Annotated in this window: 18 protein-coding genes and 3 pseudogenes; 9 read left to right on the plus strand and 12 right to left on the minus strand. The window is 36.6% G+C overall.

What is annotated here, in order from left to right:
* Positions 1 to 359: 359 nt before the first annotated feature.
* The 3 genes from ABN099_RS11830 to ABN099_RS11840 form a co-directional block, all read right to left on the minus strand.
* Positions 360 to 881 carry a hypothetical protein gene (locus tag ABN099_RS11830; protein WP_349463983.1) on the minus strand — a complete coding sequence of 174 codons (522 nt, stop codon included), beginning with the start codon at positions 879 to 881 and terminating at the stop codon, positions 360 to 362.
* Positions 882 to 976: 95 nt separating this feature from the next.
* Positions 977 to 1,186, minus strand: a complete 210-nt coding sequence (locus tag ABN099_RS11835; RefSeq protein WP_349463985.1) for a helix-turn-helix transcriptional regulator — start codon at positions 1,184 to 1,186, stop codon at positions 977 to 979.
* 97 nt (positions 1,187 to 1,283) lie between these two features.
* Positions 1,284 to 1,871: an inovirus Gp2 family protein gene (locus ABN099_RS11840; RefSeq protein WP_349463987.1), complete on the minus strand. Its 588-nt coding sequence runs from the start codon at positions 1,869 to 1,871 to the stop codon at positions 1,284 to 1,286.
* Between the two features lie 431 nt (positions 1,872 to 2,302).
* Between ABN099_RS11840 and ABN099_RS11845 the strand changes: the two genes are divergently transcribed.
* The 8 genes from ABN099_RS11845 (at position 2,303) to ABN099_RS11880 (ending at position 7,677) form a co-directional block, all read left to right on the plus strand.
* Complete coding sequence (locus ABN099_RS11845) at positions 2,303 to 3,274, plus strand: hypothetical protein (protein WP_349463990.1); 972 nt, start codon at positions 2,303 to 2,305, stop codon at positions 3,272 to 3,274.
* 44 nt (positions 3,275 to 3,318) lie between these two features.
* The gene (locus tag ABN099_RS11850) at positions 3,319 to 4,182 is read left to right on the plus strand and encodes a GTPase family protein (RefSeq protein WP_349464087.1); all 864 of its coding nucleotides are present in this window, start codon (positions 3,319 to 3,321) and stop codon (positions 4,180 to 4,182) included.
* A gap of 99 nt (positions 4,183 to 4,281) precedes the next feature.
* Entirely contained in the window at positions 4,282 to 4,707 is a 426-nt protein-coding gene (locus tag ABN099_RS11855; RefSeq protein WP_349463991.1) for an antirestriction protein, read from the plus strand.
* Positions 4,708 to 4,725: 18 nt separating this feature from the next.
* Positions 4,726 to 5,562 (plus strand): DUF932 domain-containing protein, encoded by an 837-nt coding sequence (locus tag ABN099_RS11860; RefSeq protein ID WP_349463993.1) that lies wholly within the window; start codon positions 4,726 to 4,728, stop codon positions 5,560 to 5,562.
* Between the two features lie 213 nt (positions 5,563 to 5,775).
* Complete coding sequence (locus ABN099_RS11865; protein ID WP_287218523.1) at positions 5,776 to 6,477, plus strand: transcriptional regulator; 702 nt, start codon at positions 5,776 to 5,778, stop codon at positions 6,475 to 6,477.
* 2 nt (positions 6,478 to 6,479) lie between these two features.
* On the plus strand, positions 6,480 to 6,605 hold the full coding sequence (locus tag ABN099_RS11870; RefSeq protein WP_219986650.1) for a transposase: 126 nt from the start codon (positions 6,480 to 6,482) through the stop codon (positions 6,603 to 6,605).
* 86 nt (positions 6,606 to 6,691) lie between these two features.
* Entirely contained in the window at positions 6,692 to 7,177 is a 486-nt protein-coding gene (locus ABN099_RS11875; protein ID WP_349463994.1) for a hypothetical protein, read from the plus strand.
* 50 nt (positions 7,178 to 7,227) lie between these two features.
* Positions 7,228 to 7,677 (plus strand): IrmA family protein, encoded by a 450-nt coding sequence (locus ABN099_RS11880; RefSeq protein WP_349463995.1) that lies wholly within the window; start codon positions 7,228 to 7,230, stop codon positions 7,675 to 7,677.
* Positions 7,678 to 7,942: 265 nt separating this feature from the next.
* Here the strand turns inward: ABN099_RS11880 and ABN099_RS11885 are convergent, their stop codons facing one another.
* The 4 genes and pseudogenes from ABN099_RS11885 to ABN099_RS11900 form a co-directional block, all read right to left on the minus strand.
* Positions 7,943 to 9,304 (minus strand): hypothetical protein, encoded by a 1,362-nt coding sequence (locus tag ABN099_RS11885; RefSeq protein ID WP_285219011.1) that lies wholly within the window; start codon positions 9,302 to 9,304, stop codon positions 7,943 to 7,945.
* 343 nt (positions 9,305 to 9,647) lie between these two features.
* Entirely contained in the window at positions 9,648 to 10,031 is a 384-nt protein-coding gene (locus tag ABN099_RS11890; RefSeq protein WP_060555090.1) for a hypothetical protein, read from the minus strand.
* Between the two features lie 80 nt (positions 10,032 to 10,111).
* Positions 10,112 to 10,216 (minus strand): annotated as a pseudogene (locus ABN099_RS11895) (site-specific integrase); the annotation flags it as partial.
* A 16-nt stretch (positions 10,217 to 10,232) separates the two neighbouring features.
* Positions 10,233 to 10,568, minus strand: a complete 336-nt coding sequence (locus tag ABN099_RS11900) for a hypothetical protein (RefSeq protein ID WP_349463997.1) — start codon at positions 10,566 to 10,568, stop codon at positions 10,233 to 10,235.
* A gap of 685 nt (positions 10,569 to 11,253) precedes the next feature.
* On the opposite strand from ABN099_RS11900, the pseudogene ABN099_RS11905 reads away from it, so the two are divergent.
* A pseudogene (locus ABN099_RS11905) lies at positions 11,254 to 11,859 on the plus strand (tyrosine-type recombinase/integrase); the annotation flags it as partial.
* A gap of 221 nt (positions 11,860 to 12,080) precedes the next feature.
* Here ABN099_RS11905 and ABN099_RS11910 read toward each other — a convergent pair.
* The 5 genes and pseudogenes from ABN099_RS11910 to ABN099_RS11930 form a co-directional block, all read right to left on the minus strand.
* Positions 12,081 to 13,205 carry a hypothetical protein gene (locus tag ABN099_RS11910; protein WP_349463998.1) on the minus strand — a complete coding sequence of 375 codons (1,125 nt, stop codon included), beginning with the start codon at positions 13,203 to 13,205 and terminating at the stop codon, positions 12,081 to 12,083.
* A complete protein-coding gene (locus ABN099_RS11915) occupies positions 13,202 to 13,465 on the minus strand; it encodes a PAAR domain-containing protein (RefSeq protein ID WP_349463999.1) in 264 nt (87 codons plus the stop codon). Before ABN099_RS11915 ends, ABN099_RS11910 begins: the two co-directional genes overlap by 4 nt.
* 12 nt (positions 13,466 to 13,477) lie before the next feature.
* Positions 13,478 to 14,335, minus strand: a complete 858-nt coding sequence (locus ABN099_RS11920) for an SEL1-like repeat protein (RefSeq protein WP_349464000.1) — start codon at positions 14,333 to 14,335, stop codon at positions 13,478 to 13,480.
* A gap of 86 nt (positions 14,336 to 14,421) precedes the next feature.
* Positions 14,422 to 16,206: a phospholipase D-like domain-containing protein gene (locus tag ABN099_RS11925; RefSeq protein ID WP_349464002.1), complete on the minus strand. Its 1,785-nt coding sequence runs from the start codon at positions 16,204 to 16,206 to the stop codon at positions 14,422 to 14,424.
* Positions 16,199 to 18,906: pseudogene (locus ABN099_RS11930) on the minus strand (type VI secretion system Vgr family protein). Before ABN099_RS11930 ends, ABN099_RS11925 begins: the two are co-directional and overlap by 8 nt.
* Positions 18,907 to 20,851 lie beyond the last annotated feature (1,945 nt).

Genomic DNA, 20,851 nt, shown 5'->3' on the forward strand with positions numbered 1-20,851 from the left:
ATGTAGTTATCTCAGACATTGCATAGATTGTGCCTGCCTGATCCTAAAAAATGTAATTATGAAAGAGAACGCCAGAAATTTTATACCGTTCGCAAAGAGAACGTATTCTAAAGATTTTCAAATAGATATAATCATTTTTAACATATAACTGTAACTTCTCATTTTAAACGGGGGGGGGTTAAGTAAAATATGGTTAACAGAGTCCATTTTTATATCAGCTTAACACCATCAAAGCCTAAGTATGATAGTTCATAATTATAATAGTTCATAATTATAATATCATAATCAATTCGTCGCGACTTCCTGTAGTTAACTAATCGGATTATTCGATTAGTTGTTCACTAACAAACAACACATAATCATCCATTATCCTCGTCAACCCCCAGTTTCGCCATTTGCCTGCCAATCAGCCATTCCACCAGCTGTTCTTCAGTTTTCATCTTCAGGGTATTTAGCCAATCATCTAACGGAAAACCTAGCATCAAATCATACCAGCACAGCCACATTAGTTTGGGACGTAACTCAGGGTTATTGAACAGGTTAAACAAACTTATCAGTTTGTTGGCAAACGAACTCTGTCCAAGCCACATACACTCGCTGAGTAAAATGCCCTCTAGCATCGAGTAGTAACGCAGTAGGCGGTTATCGACCTCTAGGCTCACATCCATATCAGATTGTACCGATAATGGTTCAGAGAGCATTTTACCGTGAATTAAGAGGCATAGGTATGCAGGAACGACAGCGGGTGTGCTGTTGGTGTCAGGAAAGCGTATATCTGCCACCATCAATAGGTGACAATGCTTGATTAAGGGATTGCACACTCCCTGAAAAACAGTGAGTTTGGTAAAGCTGTCCAGCCAGCTCTGGTAGTGACGTAGCAATGCCTCATGGTGTGCACGACACTTTTCGTGGATAAATATCCGAAGTGATTTAAATGTTAGTGTTGCTAATGAAGAATAGGGGAGTGATGTGATGGTTATGCTCTGGATTCGGCAATACGTGCTTGTAGCCAATTTTCGACTTCACTTTTTAACCAACGCGAACTACGGCCTAATTTAATTGGTTTTGGAAATTCACCATCTTGAATTAATTTATAAAACCATTTATCGGTTAACCCAGTTAATTTCGTAATAAATTTCATATCAACGAATTGATCATCTAATAAGGGAATAGCTTGTGTGTTCATTATTGAATTCCTGTCTTTTAAATTAAAAGGCAGAAGAGATATCGATAAATGTTTAGGGATATCTTTCTTCCAAAAGATATCCCCCTCATGTTTTTTATTAGCGGCTACATCCAAAAGAACGTTCACCATCTCCATAATGTTTAGAGTGATTTTTTGTTAAATATAAACAACGGATCTTTAATTGTAAGATTTGCCCTTTTATATCAGGTGCATTTTTATCTAACCAATAAGTAGGTTTTGTAGGAAAATGAACTAATTCTTTATAAGTTAGATAATCAACATTAATTGCACTACACCATGCTTGCTGTATTAATTTTCCAAGATTTATATCATCAGCATCATAGTTACCTAACCCTTTATAAATATCTTTATTAACCATGATTAAAATATGGTAATGTTTTTTATTATTTATCTCTCCAAATTCTCTAACCCAGACATAATAAAGTTCACTGAAACAATGTCTTTCCCATGATTTAGATTTACGAATTAAATCTGCTTTCATCTTTGCTTTTAATGATTCAAAGAATCGAGTTATCACTTTGGGATCATTTAAATGGCAAACCGTATAGCTAGGAAATCTTAGGTCAATTCTTATCGCAGAAATTCGATTGTGCGATTGAAGTGACTTAGATATTACTGCACCTATTCTTGAAAAATAATTTTCATTATTTGATTTTATAGACATGAATTATTCCTTGTTGTTTATTTCATATCTAAATCCGTTACTGTAATAAAATGATTTATTTTTATAGAAGGTAATGAAAATACGATTAATGAATGATGGAATGAGTGTTGAATGTATTTTTGAGTGACAAGGTAACATTATCTAGATGCAGTGATAATTATCTGTACTTATATATATTACAACACCAACATGAGATTTGTGATGATAAGGTCTATCAATGCTTGATATCATCTAGGTTCTTCATAAATCTAAAAGCTAGCATTTACTCTGATATAATAATCATGAATAATTGCACTACATCACAGATTTTTATTGGCTTTGCTTTAGCATAATATGCATGTATTTTACTACGTAAAATACTATGTAATTTTTATAGTAAAATGCTACCTAAAAGTGATGATAAAATACTATGCTGAATAAGGATGAATTAAGTGAAAATAAATATACCAGATGATTATTTAAAATATAGATATTTTTATATTTATAATTTTGTAAAGTTAAAGGAGTGCTTTATCTCTGGAGTATTTAATGATAATCATGATTGTTGTGAGGAAATATTATCTTTAACTAGTAATGATGATAGTGTTAAAAAAAATATTCATTATGAGAAGATTAGGCATATAAGAAAAGATATATCTTCATCTTCAATTTCAAAATCATTCTTTCCTTATGGGAATATTTATTTTTTTATAAATTATAAAATTGGAAAAATAAAAAGCAAAAGAACTTTAAATGCGTTGATGAATGTTCTTACTCAACAATATGTTGATTTACTAAAGAATAAAAACATAAGGCCGATCCCTGTAAATAATAAATTATTGATCCCTATAAATATTAATTCTGACAAGGATAATAATGTTTCATTAGTTAGTGTTGTTTTCTTTTTAGATTTTTTATGTGTGATATCGGATAATTCTAATGTGGGTTTGAATGGTGATGATTCATTTTTAAATAATATAATAAACCATATAATAAATTATATGGATGAAAATAAAGATCCCTTTGAAAATTATGATGGTGAGATTTTTGTAAATTGGATTTATGAGAGAATGGAAAGGAACAATCTGCTCTTTGATTATGATGTTAATAGAATGCTCAGTAATGAAAAAGAAAAAATAGTAAAATCCAGTTTTGATTTTTGGGCATTATCTAAGTCGAAAGCTGAGATTAAATTGTATCTTATAGAAATGAAAAAGGCTTGGAGTCAGAAAAAATTTCGTGATGGAGTCAAAGATAAGAAAGTCCTTAATACATATATTTCAAAAAAAGCCAGTGATAAATTAAAGAAAATCTCAAAAGAAGAAAATAAAAACATGAGTGATATTCTTGATTTTTTAATATTAAATTCGGATGAGATTATAAAAAAATATGATTTTGTTAAGTTAAAATCGAAAAAAAATTGAGATATATATCATCATAGTGAACTTGGTTAATTAAGGTTGCTATGATGAAACAATTAGAATCACACTTATCTTTTCTTCCTGAAAAAACAAAGAAAATGTTTTTTTCAGCCTTTAATCATCTTATTTGTTATTCCCCCACCATCGGTATAATGGGTAAAACAGGAACGGGCAAATCAAGTCTGATCAACGCCCTATTTCAATCACCACTCTCATCTGTCAGTGATGTTTCCGGTTGTACACGTCAAGCTCAGCGTTTCAGTATGAGTATGAATGACCATACTCTTACCTTTATAGATTTACCGGGTGTTGGAGAAAGTCTTGAGCGTGATAAAGAGTATCACTCACTCTATCGTAACTTATTACCAGAATTGGATTTAATCATTTGGGTTCTTAAAGCGGATGATAGAGCATGGTCTTCCGATGAGCAGTGTTATCATTTTCTTACTGAGCAATGTGGTTATCATCGAAACCGTTTTCTGTTTGTATTGAACCAAGCCGATAAGATAGAGCCTTGTCGCCAATGGGATGAACAGCGCCACCAGCCATCTGATGAACAAGCAGCCAATTTAGTATTGAAACAACAGGCAGTAATAACCGCCTTTAAGCCCTATCACACGGTGATAGGTGTTTCTGCAATAGAAAATTTTCAACTTACTGAGTTGGCAGAAAAATTAATACAGGCGTTACCGGCGCAAGCCAGTAGCGGGGTTGCTAGGCAATTGAACACAACCTATCGAACTGCCTCTGTAGAGACTTCCGCGCGTGATGGCTTCGGACAGTGTGTCAGCGATATTGTTGATACATTAATCGACATTGTTCCTCTGCCAGCATTGATAAAAAATACACTCAGTACAGTCAAAAACAGTATTGTTTCTGTCGCCAAATCATTATGGAGTTTATTCTTTTAACCTCTTAAATTGGTGCATCATTTATTACATCAAGCGCCAATCCTTAACGTGATTGGCATTTTTTTAATTTCTTTTTACTGGTTACTGGAGATTTAATTTATGTCCGATTCAATCGGATCCGCTATCGCTATAACTTTTGTTCCCGATGAGCAACGTCTTGATTTTTGGGTAACTCATTTTGGAGGGATCAAAGGTTGGGCCACCTTTGAAGTGGTGACTTTCACCACCATGGGACAGTTTTGTGAAGCCTATAACGGTGGATATTGGGAATACTGCACGTTATCTAATGGTGGCGCTTTTATCTACCCGGATGTTGCAAAAGAAGCACTAACGCTGTTCAACATGCATAACGGCAATGAAGCACAAGTTAGCTGTGAAGCAGCGGGTATTGCCGTGTGTTTGATTTTATACAGCATCTGGTCATTTCAAACCAAAAATGAAGTGATGTGCGACCGCTTTTATCAGCTGCGTGACTATGCGCTACAACATTCTGAATCTGCTGCCATTTTCCATTTAATTGATTAATTAATCGGGAGTCTTATCATGAATTTATTAGCTTCTCGTTTTGGCTCTGCCAATAGCATTCGTCGTGACCGTCCACTGACCATTGAAGAATTATTCCGTACTGTACCGAGTGTTTTCTCCGAAGATAAGCATGGGTCACGCAGTGAACGCTATACTTACATTCCCACCATCTCCTTGTTAGACAGCTTGCAAAAAGAAGGCTTCTATCCGTTCTTTGCTTGCCAAACCCGTGTACGTGATATCAGTCGTCGAGATCATACTAAACACATGCTTAGGTTACGGCGACATGACCAAATCATAGGTATTCAAGTACCTGAAATTATTCTGCTTAATAGTCATGATGGTTCAAGTAGCTACCAAATGTTACCCGGGTTATTTAGAGCAGTATGCTCGAATGGGTTAGTGTGCGGTGATGTATTAGGTGAAGTGCGTGTACCCCATAAAGGGGATGTCGTGGGGAAAGTGATTGAAGGGGCGTATGAGGTACTCGATACGTTTGAGCAAGTGGCAGAAAAACGGGAAAGTATGCAGTCATTACAGTTATCACCACCCGTCCAGCAAGCCTTTGCTGAAGCGGCATTGACCTATCGATTTGGTGAGGAGTTCCAGCCTGTTACTCGAGAACAAATTCTACAACCTCGACGATTTGAGGATAAAAAGGAAGACTTATGGACGGTGTATCAACGTTTGCAAGAAAACCTGATTAAAGGGGGATTATCAGGCCGAACTATCAAAGGTAAGCGAGCTCGTACTCGCGCAGTGAACGGTATCGATGGTGATATCAAACTTAACAAAGCATTATGGGTAATGGCGGATACCTTATTTAATCAACTCACACCTCGCCAACCCAATTAATTTTCCCTTCCTGACAGGTTGTGTCCTCGCACTTCATTTTTGCCATTGTATAAATAAACATCATAATTTTATTTATCAATTCATTAGCGTTAACACTTTATCATTAAATACCCAAATGAGATATTTTCTCAACAGACATAACCTGTCAACCCCCTAAGTTAAACTCCCTTATCCCTGTAATTTCCTAACGCCTGTTATTGAGAGCAAGATGTTATGTTTCAGACCAACCGAAAATATGACCGCATGGCGGTACGATTATCTGCCTTGATTGCTCGCTTGATGGCGGGAGAGAGCCTTGTTTTATCCTCACTCACGAAGGAATTCAATGTATCTGAACGTACTTTGCAACGCGATTTTCGTGAACGCCTTGTTTATCTTGGTGTAGAAGGTCAGCGAGGTGTATATCGTCTTCCGCTCAATACACTGAATGCTTATCGTGATAAAGACATTCTGACTTTTGTTAAACAGACAGGAATGACTCGACTCTTTCCGGGATTAGATAGTCGATTGCTGAATCTATTATTATCTGAACGAAAGCAAGCACCTTGTATTATTTGGCATCATGCGCATCGCACTTCAGCTGAACATTCAGATAATTTTTATCAGCTTATTTACGCTATTAGTAGTTATCAGCAAGTGATTGTATTAACCGATAATCATCGATTCAATCCACTCTATCCTTATCAATTTATTTATCGCGAAGGGTTATGGTATCTCGTCGCTGAATATAATAAGCAAGTACAAGTGCTTTTATTAGATGATATTCATCAAGTCCAAAATTTAACAATGACCTTTATTCCAAGAGACGATATTTCTCAACTTTCTCGTCAAAACAGTTTTATTGCCGCATTGCCTCATTTTCAAGTTATTAACCAATTAATAAAACCTTTAACCCCGATTAAGGAGGAAATATAGAGATGGTTATTTACGGTTATTTGTTTATATCTCAAGACTGTCCTTATTGCCATTCATCGCATGACATCATTCCATGGGGAAAAGGGTGGATGTGCCGAGAGTGTGGCTATGAATGGGATCTTGATTAGAAAGCAAAATAGATAACGTTGGATCACATTATTACTTTAATAAACACAAAACAGTTCACTTAATAATGAAATGAATGGAGCATTACATGAAAAAAATGATAGCAACAGCCATATTAGCATCTCTTTATTTTATCACTACCCCGGTACTCTCTGCGAGTAAGCCTCCCGCCAATACCATATGGGAATTTAAAGGCGATAAAGGGAAAACACTTTGGCAAGTATGTGGAGGCGAAAATAGCTCCTGTAAGATCGTGGGTTCTACACAACATTATGTTGCTGTTCTCAATCACCGTTCATCCTCGGGATGTGCCTTTGGTGATTTTTATATTGTGGCAAGAACAGATAGAAAATGGGAACAACGAGATACAGGAACATGCAGTCCGAATGCCTATGTAACAAAAGGGTCGATGAATAACGGACAATACATGACTGTGGATATTGGCGTGGGTAATACAATTGTGAAACGTTTTCCTATTGAATACTGGTCAATGCAAAAAAGATTTTCTGGCTCAAATCGCCCTAAATGGAAGGAAATCGATAGAGGGCAAGGTGGAGTAAAGGTTAATCAATAAATCGGCTATTATAAAGTTCATAGGCTTTATAACAAAATAAGGAATGAAGAGTGAAGAAAATAGCGGGTTGTCTCATCTTGGGATTGTTATCAGTAAGTATGTCTGCGTCAGCAACAGAAAATAGGTATGCCAGTATTACTCACACTCAGGAAAGTTTTGCTACTCAAGGTTATTGTAGTTATGAGTTTTCATTAGATAATGGCGGCAGTCATATGTCACTCGATAATGCTGGATTTGGCTCTTTAGAAATTACTTTGCAGATGAAAGATAAAAAAGGAAGTGTCATCGGCAACGAAGTGCTTGAAGTTGAACCTTTTGGTGATATTGGTGCTAACCGTTCAATTACTGCATCTTTAGCAATACTGTGTGACGATATCGGAGAGTTTAAAGTGATTAAGGTCGTTGAAGATAAAAACGGTCGTAAAGTCCAATTACCACTGAGTATTTTTGAGCCAATGAACCCAGAGCTTGCCAAGATGTCTGTTAGTGAGTCCAAATAACACACTCTGTTTATTATTGTGCTGGTGGTTTGCCAGTACAATAATAACTTTATAAAGTTAATCGTTATATGTGAGGTTAACTTTATTTTTTATAAATTATTAATTTAATACTGAATTAGAAATTATCTTAATTGTATGTTTTATTAAATTATTCGTGTCTGCTTAGTGCCAGAAGCGGACGTTGCTGACATATATCGAAGGTGGGGTGCCCCACCTTCTGTAACCAAATAGTATATTTTAGCTTTTTTAAAATAAATACTAACGCTTACTCTAAATGTTTTACTTTAGTAATTGAGCTAATCGGATGAAAGTCTGGTAAATATGTTTTAATTTGCCCATCAGCGGATAAATAATGATTCGCGGCCTCTTGAAATACATTCCTAGATAGAGGATGTAAAGCGTTAGGGTTATGGTAAACCTCAAGACCTTCACTCCACCGTTCATGGTAGGAAGGAGAACCGACTTCTAGGCTAAATGATTGACCCCTTATTGCATTGACATCATGATTAATTCTAAGTCCCGTCCTAATCATCTCTGAACCTTCAGGTGCAAATTCATTTAGAAGTCCCATACGATTGAACTTTCCAAATGATGCATCATTAGAGAAAATCACCGCGCTAATATTTTTCGCTTCTGGAAGATTAAAAAAACCTGAAGGTATTACTTTTTTCCCCCAAGTATGCTCTTCTATCTTAACAGGAACTATTGTCAAACTCCCATTATCGTCTACTTTGACCTCATGTCTGTATCCATAAAGATAATATGGTAATGACTCCCTAGAATCTTTACCGGAAGCAGGACTGAGACAATCTGTGATAGCAAAAACTAAAGGCTTATCTTTGCAAACTGGCTTTTCCCAATATTTTTTTTTAAGTTTTGAAAAAAGAGCACTTCCATATTTTATAGGATAATAGTTATTCTTTATATCTTCCAAATCTTTTAAGTTGTGATATTGTGGCAATTCTTCAACTTTACCCTCTATTATAGAAGGGTTGATAGTTGTAGCTTCTATGCAAAATTCACCTTGGAAGCTGTCACAAATAAAGTCAGGAATAGCTTCTTTCTGATTGAATGTTATATCATTTTCAGTCAACAGAGCGAATAGATACAGCTCCCATATTCGTTGATTAAAACCTGTTGTCTGAAATTGCTCTACAAAATTACCATCGGCATCTTCATACCAACGCATCATGGGTTCAATAATATTCTTTGCAGAAGCAAATAATGGATTAGATATCAACTCATTGAAAAGAGGGGATAGTTTGTTTTTTGTTTTTATTAGTGGGATAAAAAAATCAACCGGGGCCTTATGAGTATCCCCTTGTAATCTTGCCTTATCAATATTTTCATGTATTTCTAGTATTTTGGTCAACAAGGCGGATTCAGAAAGAGCAAAATTTTCATTCCATTCGGAATTATCAATAAAACGGTATCGTTCAGATTCATCACGAGCCATTAATATCCCAAAAAAATCTTTATCTGTGTAATCTTGTATGATGCATGAAACAATACTTTTGTCTTCAGTTTCATACCAAGCGATCTCCCTGCCAAGGTATTTTACCTGAGGGTTCCTCGCATACGCCGCTAGAGAATCAAATCTGGACTGCTTTATTTTTCTAATATTCATTTTAGATTGATGATTTTTAGGGAAAAAATAATGCTACCATCTATTAAAAAAGATACAAGCGCTGTTTTGCATCATGGATTTTTTTGATAAAAAATGGGAGTGAGATTTATTCTTCTTGGATTACTGCGGCTCATCTAGGCACTTTCGTAGTGCTATCACGAATCATTCGTTAAGAAGATTAGATGTCTCTTTCTTGCTCACAGCGGACCTTAAGCCCACTCCGCTTCGTGCCGAAAGCGGCAGTAGCTAATAGTCGATTGCGTAGAACAACTGAAAGCAAATCAAATAGCCATTATTGACACATGATGTAAATACCCCGCAAGAACGGGGGGTTTGAACGAAACTACAATTTTTTAATCAGATTCTCAATATTGGCTGGTTCAAAGTAATGCGGATTAACTTCACCATTTATGAGGAAACCATCTTTAAGTAGGTCTTCAAGTTCACTCTCTACCTCTTTGTTGAAGATACCTGGATATATTCTCTTGTATGCCTGAAAGGTACCTTTCATCTTCCTGCAAGCATTTTCCGCGATTTCGAATGAGATCTCGTTTCCTGCATTAAAGATCGGTACGAAGATCTCAAGAATATCGTTCTTTAGCTTCTGCTTAAGTTTCTTTTTTTCAACGATATTTGAGTAACAGATGCCTAAAAAGAAGGTGAAGATACCAGGAACCCAATTGTTAACAAAAACTTCAAAAATACCTTTAATAGACAAAGTGTCCACTATCTTACTCCTGAATTAAGATTGAGGTTCATAAAGTACAAACCACGTACAAGTCTGGTATTAAACAGCAGGTCGAATACGCTATTTATTATACAGCGTTCATATGAAAGTGCTTCACCTTTGGTGGCAAATTGCATGCGAATCAGTTTGCCACTTGCCCTAAATAGATAACACTCACTAAACCACTATCCTGATAGGTGCTTACGAACGATTATTCTGTTTAGCCTTCATGAGTAAATCCCGGATTTTCGCAAGGTTTGAATTTTCGGGGGCTGAATCCATGTATGGATCGCGCTCAAACACTAATTGCTCAGACTCAACAAAAGCATGCCACTCTACTGGGTCTAGCTCAAATTCCATGGCCGACATATCACTTTCATCTTCCCCCTCGATCCAGCGGACTAAATAAAACAATTCATCATCAGGAGTCTCATCATCGTCATCAACAATATCAACGTCAGTTACAGTGATGCGAAGGGTGGGATCGATTTTTGAGACATAAATCCCTAACTGCGGCATAGAGGGAATATTGTTCATGAGAATTCCTTTTATTAGTGTTTGCTATTCGAATAAAAATACGCCAAACAGTATGCTTACTGTAAATACGGCAAGAATCGTTATAAGTATCCCGCTTAGACGCCCCATTCTCTTTCAGAGGTAGTATGTTACCTGAAAACGAACTTCCGTTCATCGCTCAAAATGGACTGTTAGCCTATTTTAGAAATTATTCTCTTCGCAAGAAAGATTATGTTAGCTACAGGCTCTTTTTATTTTTCTAGGCTATCTACCAATAAAGATCAGGTTAATCTTTTTTAGTATTAGAGAAGGAGAAAATATATTGATATTACATAGGCACTAATATCTGATAACTTATACAGCTCCACCAGCATCACGATTATTTGTATTAGATAACAATCAGAAAAAGTAAGAATTTCATCTGTTGGTATATGCGTTGGTATAAATAAATTTATACTTTTATATTTTAATTTAGATCATGAGGTTAAGTATTATGTTCGAGTCCGGCCTTCGCACCAAAATCAGACGCTTAAAGCGTCTTTTTTTATATCTAAAATTTATGTTCTGTAAGCTTTTTCTCAAATTTTAACTTTACCTACGTATATTGAACTCAACCGATATTAAGTTAATGGTCTGGGTTGGATACATTTGCAGGTATATGCCGATCCGATAAAGTTTTGTACCCGCAATTCGGCTGCGAGGATAGTTAAAACGCTTACTTGAATTCTTACAACGCATCGATAGCTATACGGGCAGACCATTAACGACCTTAGCTGTCAAACTTACCTTGTTAGTCTTTATTCGTTCCAGTGAACTGCGTTTTGCTCGTTGAGATGAAATCGGTTTTGATAATATCATGTGGACGATCCCTGCTGAACGAGAAGCGATAGAAGGGGGTAAACACTCTCACCGCGGATCAAAAATGCGTACACTTCATTTAGTCCCTTTAAGCAGACAAGCCATTGAAATCTTAAAACAGATATATCAAGTCAGTGGTAATCATTAGCTGATCTTTATCGGCGATCATAATCCAAGAAAACCAATGAGTGAAAATACGGTAAACAACGCTTTACGTGTGATGGGCTATGACACTAAGACGGAAGTGTGTGGGCATGGTTTTAGAACAATGGCATGTAGCTCGTTGATTGAGTCAGGATTATGGTCGAAGGATGCAGTAGAACGGTAGATGAGTCACTAAGAACGCAACTCAGTAAGAGCTGCTTATATTCATAAAACAGAACATATTGAGGAAAGAAGGCTGATGGTGCAATGGTGGGCGGATCACATGGAACGCATCGATATAATGCATTAAGTCATTAGTATTTTGTTTTATTGTGATTCTATTTTTAATTCTTCATTTTATACTCAATGGTGTGCTTATTTAGAACAAGATGCCACCAAAATAGTGATAATAATATTTTTCTAAGTTAAAAGAACATGAATATTAACGTCATTATAATCGCATGTAGGCTGTAATCAGTATGTATCAATAAAATCATCCCCATCATCTATTTATTCATCAACGATGTGACGCTAGATAATGACTTGTTGTAATAATAAATTATTTCCATTTTGATGCGTTATCAGTGCGGGCACCAGGGCTTCACTAGCCAAAGAGAGTGTCACGCTATATCTTGCTAAACCACCTATGCCCAAAAATGTGTTTGAGTCATAAAAATGCTCAGAAATACAACTCATATTTTGTTGAACATAGCGCTGAATACATTCTCCTTTATCACTATCACTCACATTACTGTGCCAGAGAGCGGTTAATTGAGGACCACTTAATTGAAATTCACATTGTGTCTTTAATGCATCAGCAAAAGCGTCTATCTCTGTGGATATCGGGCGTAGGAGTTTTGCTTTAATCGGGGCTTTCAGTTGTTCATAAAACCCTTGGGGTGCAAGCAACAGGCTCGTGGCTTCTTCGCTGACCGTTGGATCTAACTGAAACGCTAATATCGCGTATACTTTAGGTTCAAAAGGATTTTTATACAGCGCTAATAACCATTCACTGAACGACCCGTAGGGCAACATTTCGATAGTTTCCAGAGGTAATGATAAGTGTATAGCTTCTTGTTGAATAAGTGCTTGCCAATCAGTCTCTTGTTCTTCTGCCTGCCAATATAATGTTATTGGCGCAGCGAGACGGTATTGATGATAATACTCTGCAATGGGTGCCAGTAATTTTTGCACCACCATTTCTTGTTTTTCCCATAAAGAACGTGATTTTAATCGTTCGAGTTTGAGGATATTGTCTTTATTGGGTGGCAATGAAGATAAATTCTCATCTTCTTTTATCTCTTCATCAATATGAGTTAATCGAGCGTGCGCTAATAGCCCAAGGTGCTTACCCGCCCAGTGACGCCACTCTTGTCTTGCATCATCAAGCATTTCGGTAAAAAGTTGATGACGATAAGAGGCAAGAGAATAAATAAAGAGTCGGATTAGGCCAATTAATAGCGCGGGACAAAGCGCAAAGACAACGATTAGCATGGTGTTATTTATTGTGGGTGATAGCATTTCATTTATGGATAAATAAAGGCCAAGTGCAAATCCAATCGTTCCCATAATGATCATGATAAATAACCAACGTATAAAACGAGGGGGTTTAGGGGCGGGTGAGTACGCTAAGGAAGGGATTTTCCAACTTATCATGATTGTTCACCTGACGATGATAAGCTGGCAATCAGCGTACAACCACATTCGGTTTGAAAACCATTGAGTGCAACTTGACGCCCTGACATTATCATACGTGTTGAACCGGGCAAAATAGCGTTTATTCCATGTCCTTTCTTTGGGCAATTCACCTTATCGCCGACAAGTGCTATCGGTTTACCGTACATGATGGAACCCGATGCGGTAATCACTTCACCGCCATGCGTTGTCTTGTCACCTAAACGAATAATCGCGCGCATACTCATATCCTTTTATTGACTTATCTGTTGTTTTTTATACTCGAAAGTACCGTCCCATTTGGGCAGTTCAGCTGGGGGAAGAGGGACAATTTTATCAATATCGGGGAATTTGGCTCTAGGGTTGGAACTCAGCTCTTCTTCTATCATTTTATAACGGCGAACTCTTTCAGGATCAACCAACAATCCCATATAATCTAATCTATTATCAGGATCTGAAGTATTAAAATTTCTGGAGAGTTGATAGGCTGATTGGCCGTGCCCATAACGAATGGCTAATTGATAGAATATAAGTGCTTGTGAGTAGTCTTTATCACGAACTTCATAATCCATAGCAAGAGAATAAGCAGCATTTGTATTACCTTGTTCTGCTGCACACTTAAGCATAGTTCGCCCTAAATCTAAACGATATAAAGGTGTTCTTCCATTAAGAAATAACTCACCGATGGCTAATTGACCATCTGCGTTTCCCATCACCGCAGCTTTTAAGAAATACTGTAATGCAGCATCAGGATCTTGTTTAACACCATATCCCCGTTGAAGATAAGTTCCCATAATATAATAACCAAAAGGGATATCCATTTTTATTAATTGCTCTGTTAAATCAATTACTTCTTCGGAACGGGTTTTCCCTGCCAAAGGCTCAACTTGTCCCATTGCAATCATATTTTGTAAATTACCAATGGCTTTATAATGCCCTTTCTCGACAGCTTGGCGGTACAGAAAAGCAATATGATCAAAATCTTTAGGTCCTTTTTTTATTTCTAAACGGCGAGCTTCTTTAAACCAGTCATCTGCTTCGGGCTCGAGCGGAGGAAAATGGTCTTTTTCTTGTACACAGGTAAATTGAAAGTTTTTTAATGTGTCATTCATATTACTTGTTTCCTGTTTTTCACATCCTGTTAGTAAAAATAAAAAAAAGATAATCGAGCACAACGTGCTTTTTCTAAAATAGAATATTAATCTTTGTTGTCCCATTTTTTATTTCCATCAAAAAACTCAATTAAAGATACACTAGGTGTTGTCGGAATATCATTTTGATTTAATTTTTTATTTTTCTGAATAAACTTTTCCCAAATATTATATTCCTCTTGAATATTGTCACACGTTTGTTTTGTATGTATTTTCCATAAATGTTGTCGAATAGGAGGAATAATATTTGTCATATCTGTGTCTTGAATCGCAATATTAAATTCACTATCAAATAACATACTCCGTAAATTAATATTGCTAGAACCTAACGTCATAAAGGTGTCATCAATCATCAATACTTTACTGTGAACATAAACAGGTTTCCAATGAGAGGTGGTCGAATCAGGAGAGACAAGCGTACAAATATGTGATTTTAAACCCGGTATTTCTCCTGCTGTAATCGGTTCATTTTTATTCAATTTATGTTCTTTTCGGTGATAATTAGGTACCATATCTGGGCGCTGAAGAGCTTCTATCATTTTATAAGTTTGATAGCTTCCCGAATGAATTGCTTCATCACTGGAACTGTTTGTGATAACAAAAAGATAAAGTGGATATTTTTCAATATCATAACCTTCTTTGATCCTTTGATTGATAGCCTCTTGTAATAATGAAACAAAAGGTGAATATCGAAAATATTGATTTTCGATATAAATGTAATTTCGTGCTCTGACTAACGCATGGGTATAAAGGCGTAAAACATCGAATTCTTTATATTGGGGTTGAGTGCGGCAAATTTGTGCCATAACCTTTTTTAATGGGATCATATCCTTCACAGGAATAGCATTAATTAATCTATTATTAATTTTATCCATTCGTTGCTGCATGAATGTATGCTCATCTTCTGTCAGCGCGCTACGCTGACTTAATTCAATATCTTTACCGACATTCTTTTCCCATGCTTCTACAAAATTATGATTAATATGCGCTAATACTGCACCACAAACACACGAGGAATTATCTTGCCATCCTGTATTACCATCTCGTCCTAATTCAGCTGAAAATTGAATTTCAGAATGAGAGTCTTGATCCCAATAAGCTGATAATGAGTTATGTCCCATAATAAAACCAACAGCATCATCAGGAATATCATAATCAACTAAAATGACTTTTTGATGATGAGTGGGATATAATGCTAATAATCTTCCTTGTTGGTAACCAATATCACCATATTCTTTAACTATATGGCTTGATTGTCGATCGGTTGCTTCTTCTACATCATTACTCCAGTTAAACTCCCTGTGTTTAACCTGAATATTACCGTTTCCTTTTTTTCCAATTTTGATATTCCAATGCCATTGACAATCATAGTCATAATCCTCGGTGGTTTGATACGGTAATTTATTTCCTGAAGCGTCGTATATTTGTTTTCTATATTCATTATAGTTGCCATAATTTCTTGGCGTTGCTTTCCAACCTGGAAAGTTGGGGTCTTGGCTGTCCCCACCTAATGTATACCATACTAATATACGTACCTTAACACCCCGATTAGCTGCCTCTATAAGTAAATCACCTACTCGTTTCGCTTTTCCTTTACTCCCTCGAGTAAAGTACATAGAGGCTTGAAAGCCCCATGTAATGATATCAATACTTTTTTGTGCTTGTTCAATTGCTTTCGCTATTGTAGCAAAAGTACGTTCACCATTAATTAAAGGGGCAAATCCAGAGGCAACAGGTGCGTATTTACTACTAATAAACCATTGCTGAGTTAATGTTGCATTATTATCTTCACCTAAAATGATATTAATCGTTTGTTCCGTTACATCACTCATTATTTTTTCCCTTTGGGCTATCTTCCGATATACCAATCATTAATAATTGCTTGAAAATATCTTGATGTTTAACTCCAGAATGTTTTTTGCCTTGCATACCAATTTGGGGCTTAAGTGTACGGAATCCTTCGATAGACGCTTCATCCTCTTGCGTTTTTTCAGTATTTGATTTTAATAAGTTGATAGTGAATTTTTCACCATCGACGAGCTCAACACGGTATTGTTCAACAGAAACATCATGCTCAATCTGGATATTGCCGTTTTCATCGGTTAACTCCTTCGCCAATAATGCGCCATTGGCATACAAGGTATATGGCTCAAATGCCCGTGCTTTCATAGGGCTTTGGGGGGAGGCACTTAATTGAAATCGTAACGTTTGTTTCGGTAAGGACTGAGGAAATTGAGGATGTGTGATATCCATAGATACAGGGCCATTAACCACCCAATTAGTGGCTTTTACCGTTTGATTCCCTGGGCTGCCGTACTCAATTTGCCCCCCTTTTAAGCGAATAAACGCCCCGCCACACGTGAGTAATAGCTCGTCTTTGGCTGCCACCACGGTTTTCCCACCCGTACTGGTGACGGTTAAATCTTTCAGTGATGTTAAATGCATTTCATCACTTTGTGCCTGTAGTTCGACCTTTCCTTTTGCCGCAAAGGCTTTAATGCCACTGCTTTGAGCAAATAAACTGATAGCCTTGCCTGCGGCTAAGGTGATTTTTTTGCCTACTGAAATATCGGCTTGTTGTTGTGCCGTAAGCGCAATATTTTCACCACTATTGACGTGAACTGTTTTAGGTGACGTTAATGCCATCCCCGCAGGCGCACTTAATAGCATGGCATTTTGTTGTAATTCACTGATCGATTGTGTTAATAAATGCTGTTGGGCTTTGACATCGGCTAATTCTGCTTTTGCCACCTCGGCGGCTTCACGAAGCGCATCAACTAAATGAAGTGCGTCTTCTAACTGTTGTTTGGCTTCACGGATATCAAGTTGCTTAGAAGCGGCGTGAGTGCGTAAATCAGTACTAATAAACAGCCCTTTACCCGCTCTGATGGCACCCCAACTGTCGGTGCGTAATTCAAAGCCGTCACCGCGTTTTTCACGTCCTTGATTAACCAAATGCCCTAAATTGAGCTGCGTTTTACCACCGTATTCAGTACTGAGTTTGATATGCTCTTCACCCCGTTTATCTTCCATTCGCAGTTTATTATTTGCGGGGGTACGGATCACATTGCGGGTATTATTTTTATCGGTGATGTGGTCAGGGTGGCTAGAGTCATGCAACGTATGAGCAATATAAGGGCGGTCAGGGTCGCCTTCATGAAAGGCAATCGCTACTTCAGTGCCTTGAATTAATGGAAAATGTATGCCGTAGGTATCACCTGCATAAGGTTTTGCCAGTCGTACGGGCATACTTTCATATCCCATGGGTTTTTCATCACGGTCGGCATCAAATTTTATCCAATAAAAGCCCGCATCATTTTGATGTGCGTAAATATCGCACTGGTAATGCGCGCCGTTAACGTTCCCGTGACGATGGGACGTGGCTTTAATGCGGGGCGCCAGCAAAGTGTTTCACTGTAAGGGGTAGCATAAAAACGCACATTTAAGCCATGTTCACGCCCGCCACTAAAACGTAAGCGGGTGATTAAAATGGGTAATTGAAAAACGGCGGGTAATGAGGAAATTAAGCTGTTATCCGTAATGGTGAGCACCTGTAAGGGAGATAAGGAATCCGCATTACTCTCCCCTTTTAACCGTGTTTGACGGGTTAAAAAACGCTCATGATCCAGACACGCCCAAAAGTTGGCGGTTTCCGCTTCGGGGGTCATTTTATCACCGCGAGCCAAATGGCGCGCTTGGTAGTGATACACCTCACCGTAATGAATATCATCTCCTTCACCGCGGGTCATATCGGTAACGGCTGAAATTAAGGTGTCTTGTGCTTGGCGATGGTTATAGTCTTTGGTAAAGACATTTTGTTCGACCACTTGGTGATGTAATGATAATCCCCACACACTCTCTTGATGATTATCATTCATGCCTGATGGGCTATTTAACGGCAGGGTTTTATCAAAGGTATAAGCACTTTGGCGGTCAGCAAAACGGATCACTTCTGTCTGAGCTTCATCTTGCAGATAAAAGGAGTAGAAAATCCCCACTTCACTTAATAAACGCTCAATAAACTGGCGGTCACTTTCGTTGTATTGGTTGGTTTGCGCCCGTTTGGGGTAATCCTGCTTGAGGATAAATTCAAATTCCCAATCTTTAAAGTTGTGCTCGCGTAAGATTTGACTCACCACATCAGGCACAGATTGATTCAGGAAAAACCGATGTGTGCGGATTTGATGGCGCAATAAAGCAAACATCGGTTCAATGACTAATTGATAACGGGCTTCATCAACGGAGCCCGATAGACGGCGAAACTGAGTGACGACACCATGAACTTGTTTAGTGACAGAGGATTGGGTCACTAAATCGGTTAGACTATTGAATGGTGGCGTAAAAGCGAGCGTGGCACTACGGCGTAGAAGTTGTTGCGGTTGTAAGTCTTGAGCATCACAAGTGAAGGTAATTTGGTAATAGTAAGTATCACTGATGGCTTCACGCCCTGTGAAGAGCTCTACATCCAATAGTGCATCACAGCCTTGCACCGTGAGATGGTAACGATTCTGAGATTGTATAAAAACATCCATGCTTATTTCCTTTCAGATGCAGGGTGGCAACCGAAAATAAAGCGGACCATCCAGTTGTTCATAGCATTTATTGCGCATATTTACCTTAAGCTAGCAGGTTGTTTTGTGGGAAGACAAGCTAAATAGTAAATAAATTTAATATATGAGCAGTTAATAAGACTTATCTGTTCGAAGTGATTGGGTGAAGAATCCAATGGGGGACGTTATAGCGTGGTAAAAACTCAGTTACCAAGGGACTGTGAGTCGGGTGAAATGGTAACGCATATGCGTTACCAATACAAAAAAACAGAGGGTTTTAATGTAAATTATTGTTTTTATTGAATTATTATTTAATTGTTTGCTTTTTTAATCATTATCAGGGAAGCAAACTCTACCCACGTATATTGAACTCAACTCAACTCAACTCACATCAATATAAAATACATATTGCACCTTTGATCGTATTGCAGAAAAGCGCGAGCAGTTGCCATTTTTTATTACCATAAAATTAATAAAAACAAATTACTTCAATATCTTACGAATTGAGAAGTCAGTTATATATGCAACTATGGGAATTAAAAATACGCCATGTATTACATAAGATGTCATGAACATATGACCAAGTACCCCAGTGGTTGAACCATTGCTGGAGTACTGACTTGGATTAGCAATATAAATATTAATGTACCAAGCAATTACAGACAGTATGTACGGTAGAACGATGTAAAATAAAAAACGATAACCATTATTTATTTTATTTTTAATGTAAAAAAAGAATAAGGGGGCTATAGATAAAAGGTAAATAGCAAAAATGAGACTCAATAATTTTTGATGTTGAAATATAGGTACCGTATTCATTGCTTGTGGATACAGTCTGAATAAAAACTCATGAACCATTTCAAGGTAATAGAATAAAATACCTAAAGATAATGAAATATAAGATATTTTAGTAGGCACCTGATATCACCCCTCCACGGCTAGGATAGTAAATATCCAACAGTTTTTTTTAGTTCCCAAGGCGAGCGCAGCCAAAAAGGCTCTTTCAATTCACTAAAAATTCCGTATCCAGTATGAAGTTACCCAATAAGGGGGTACATCAATTCTGATTCTATTATTGTTATTAGCTATAAGTTGATTTGAATAATCTGAACTTACGTTACTGTTATCCTGAAGTGTAGGTATCTCAGAGTTTGCTCACTACTATTCTTTATTTGAATACTCAATACTTATAAAGTAATTATCTTTTCTTTTATTGTGAACTCTCAACGCTATCAATATTGATTTTATAGGTAATGTTACCTATTCTCTATTCTGTTTTTATTAACTTAGGTAATATTACCTAAGTTTTAACTCTTTTAGCTAGTGTGTTTAGATATTTTATTTAAATCTATACTTTTTTCATGACGCTATTTTAAGATAAATACTATTTACAGGTAATAATTATTTTCCTTTTTTTGTCTTAAATGTTTCAATTATGTTTTAATTTGTGTATTTATGTTTATTTTACTCCTTAAGTGTGTAAATTTGATATTTATTCTTCATTTTCAATCTGCAAGAATAATCTTAATTTAATAAAGATCGCTCAGATATTACTCTTATTTAGAATGTCTTTATTTTATTTACCATTCATAAGTAGATTATCTTATTTTGGTGCATAGTGTTAAATGTTGTTTTTTTATTCCTTTTTTGAATTTGCTGGATTTTTATGTCACATCAATATTATCAATAATATTATTATCTAATAAATGGTTGTACTTTTACTTAATTGAAAATAAATGTTTCAGGGCATACTATATTTGCAACAAGATTTGGTGGGCGGTTAATAATTATATTTATTTATTATTATTAATTTCATCAAATTTAATTATTTTTTTGCTGAGTTAAGTTTTAATTATTCTATATGTAAATCTTAATTAACTTTTAATTAAGACGGGTTTGATATTTTAAAAAAAATGACGTCACGTCA

This window comes from Proteus hauseri, assembly GCF_040139125.1.
In the GTDB taxonomy this organism is placed as follows: Bacteria; Pseudomonadota; Gammaproteobacteria; order Enterobacterales; family Enterobacteriaceae; genus Proteus; species Proteus hauseri_B.

Coding starts and splice junctions, on each gene's coding strand:
- ABN099_RS11850 (WP_349464087.1), top strand. CDS start 3,319: ATGAAACAATTAGAATCACACTTATCTTTTCTTCCTGAAAAAACAAAG.
- ABN099_RS11835 (WP_349463985.1), bottom strand. CDS start 1,186: ATGAACACACAAGCTATTCCCTTATTAGATGATCAATTCGTTGATATG.
- ABN099_RS11840 (WP_349463987.1), bottom strand. CDS start 1,871: ATGTCTATAAAATCAAATAATGAAAATTATTTTTCAAGAATAGGTGCA.
- ABN099_RS11875 (WP_349463994.1), top strand. CDS start 6,692: ATGAAAAAAATGATAGCAACAGCCATATTAGCATCTCTTTATTTTATC.
- ABN099_RS11900 (WP_349463997.1), bottom strand. CDS start 10,568: ATGAACAATATTCCCTCTATGCCGCAGTTAGGGATTTATGTCTCAAAA.
- ABN099_RS11910 (WP_349463998.1), bottom strand. CDS start 13,205: ATGATAAGTTGGAAAATCCCTTCCTTAGCGTACTCACCCGCCCCTAAA.
- ABN099_RS11920 (WP_349464000.1), bottom strand. CDS start 14,335: ATGAATGACACATTAAAAAACTTTCAATTTACCTGTGTACAAGAAAAA.
- ABN099_RS11925 (WP_349464002.1), bottom strand. CDS start 16,206: ATGAGTGATGTAACGGAACAAACGATTAATATCATTTTAGGTGAAGAT.
- ABN099_RS11870 (WP_219986650.1), top strand. CDS start 6,480: ATGGTTATTTACGGTTATTTGTTTATATCTCAAGACTGTCCTTATTGC.
- ABN099_RS11865 (WP_287218523.1), top strand. CDS start 5,776: ATGTTTCAGACCAACCGAAAATATGACCGCATGGCGGTACGATTATCT.
- ABN099_RS11860 (WP_349463993.1), top strand. CDS start 4,726: ATGAATTTATTAGCTTCTCGTTTTGGCTCTGCCAATAGCATTCGTCGT.
- ABN099_RS11915 (WP_349463999.1), bottom strand. CDS start 13,465: ATGCGCGCGATTATTCGTTTAGGTGACAAGACAACGCATGGCGGTGAA.
- ABN099_RS11885 (WP_285219011.1), bottom strand. CDS start 9,304: ATGAATATTAGAAAAATAAAGCAGTCCAGATTTGATTCTCTAGCGGCG.
- ABN099_RS11855 (WP_349463991.1), top strand. CDS start 4,282: ATGTCCGATTCAATCGGATCCGCTATCGCTATAACTTTTGTTCCCGAT.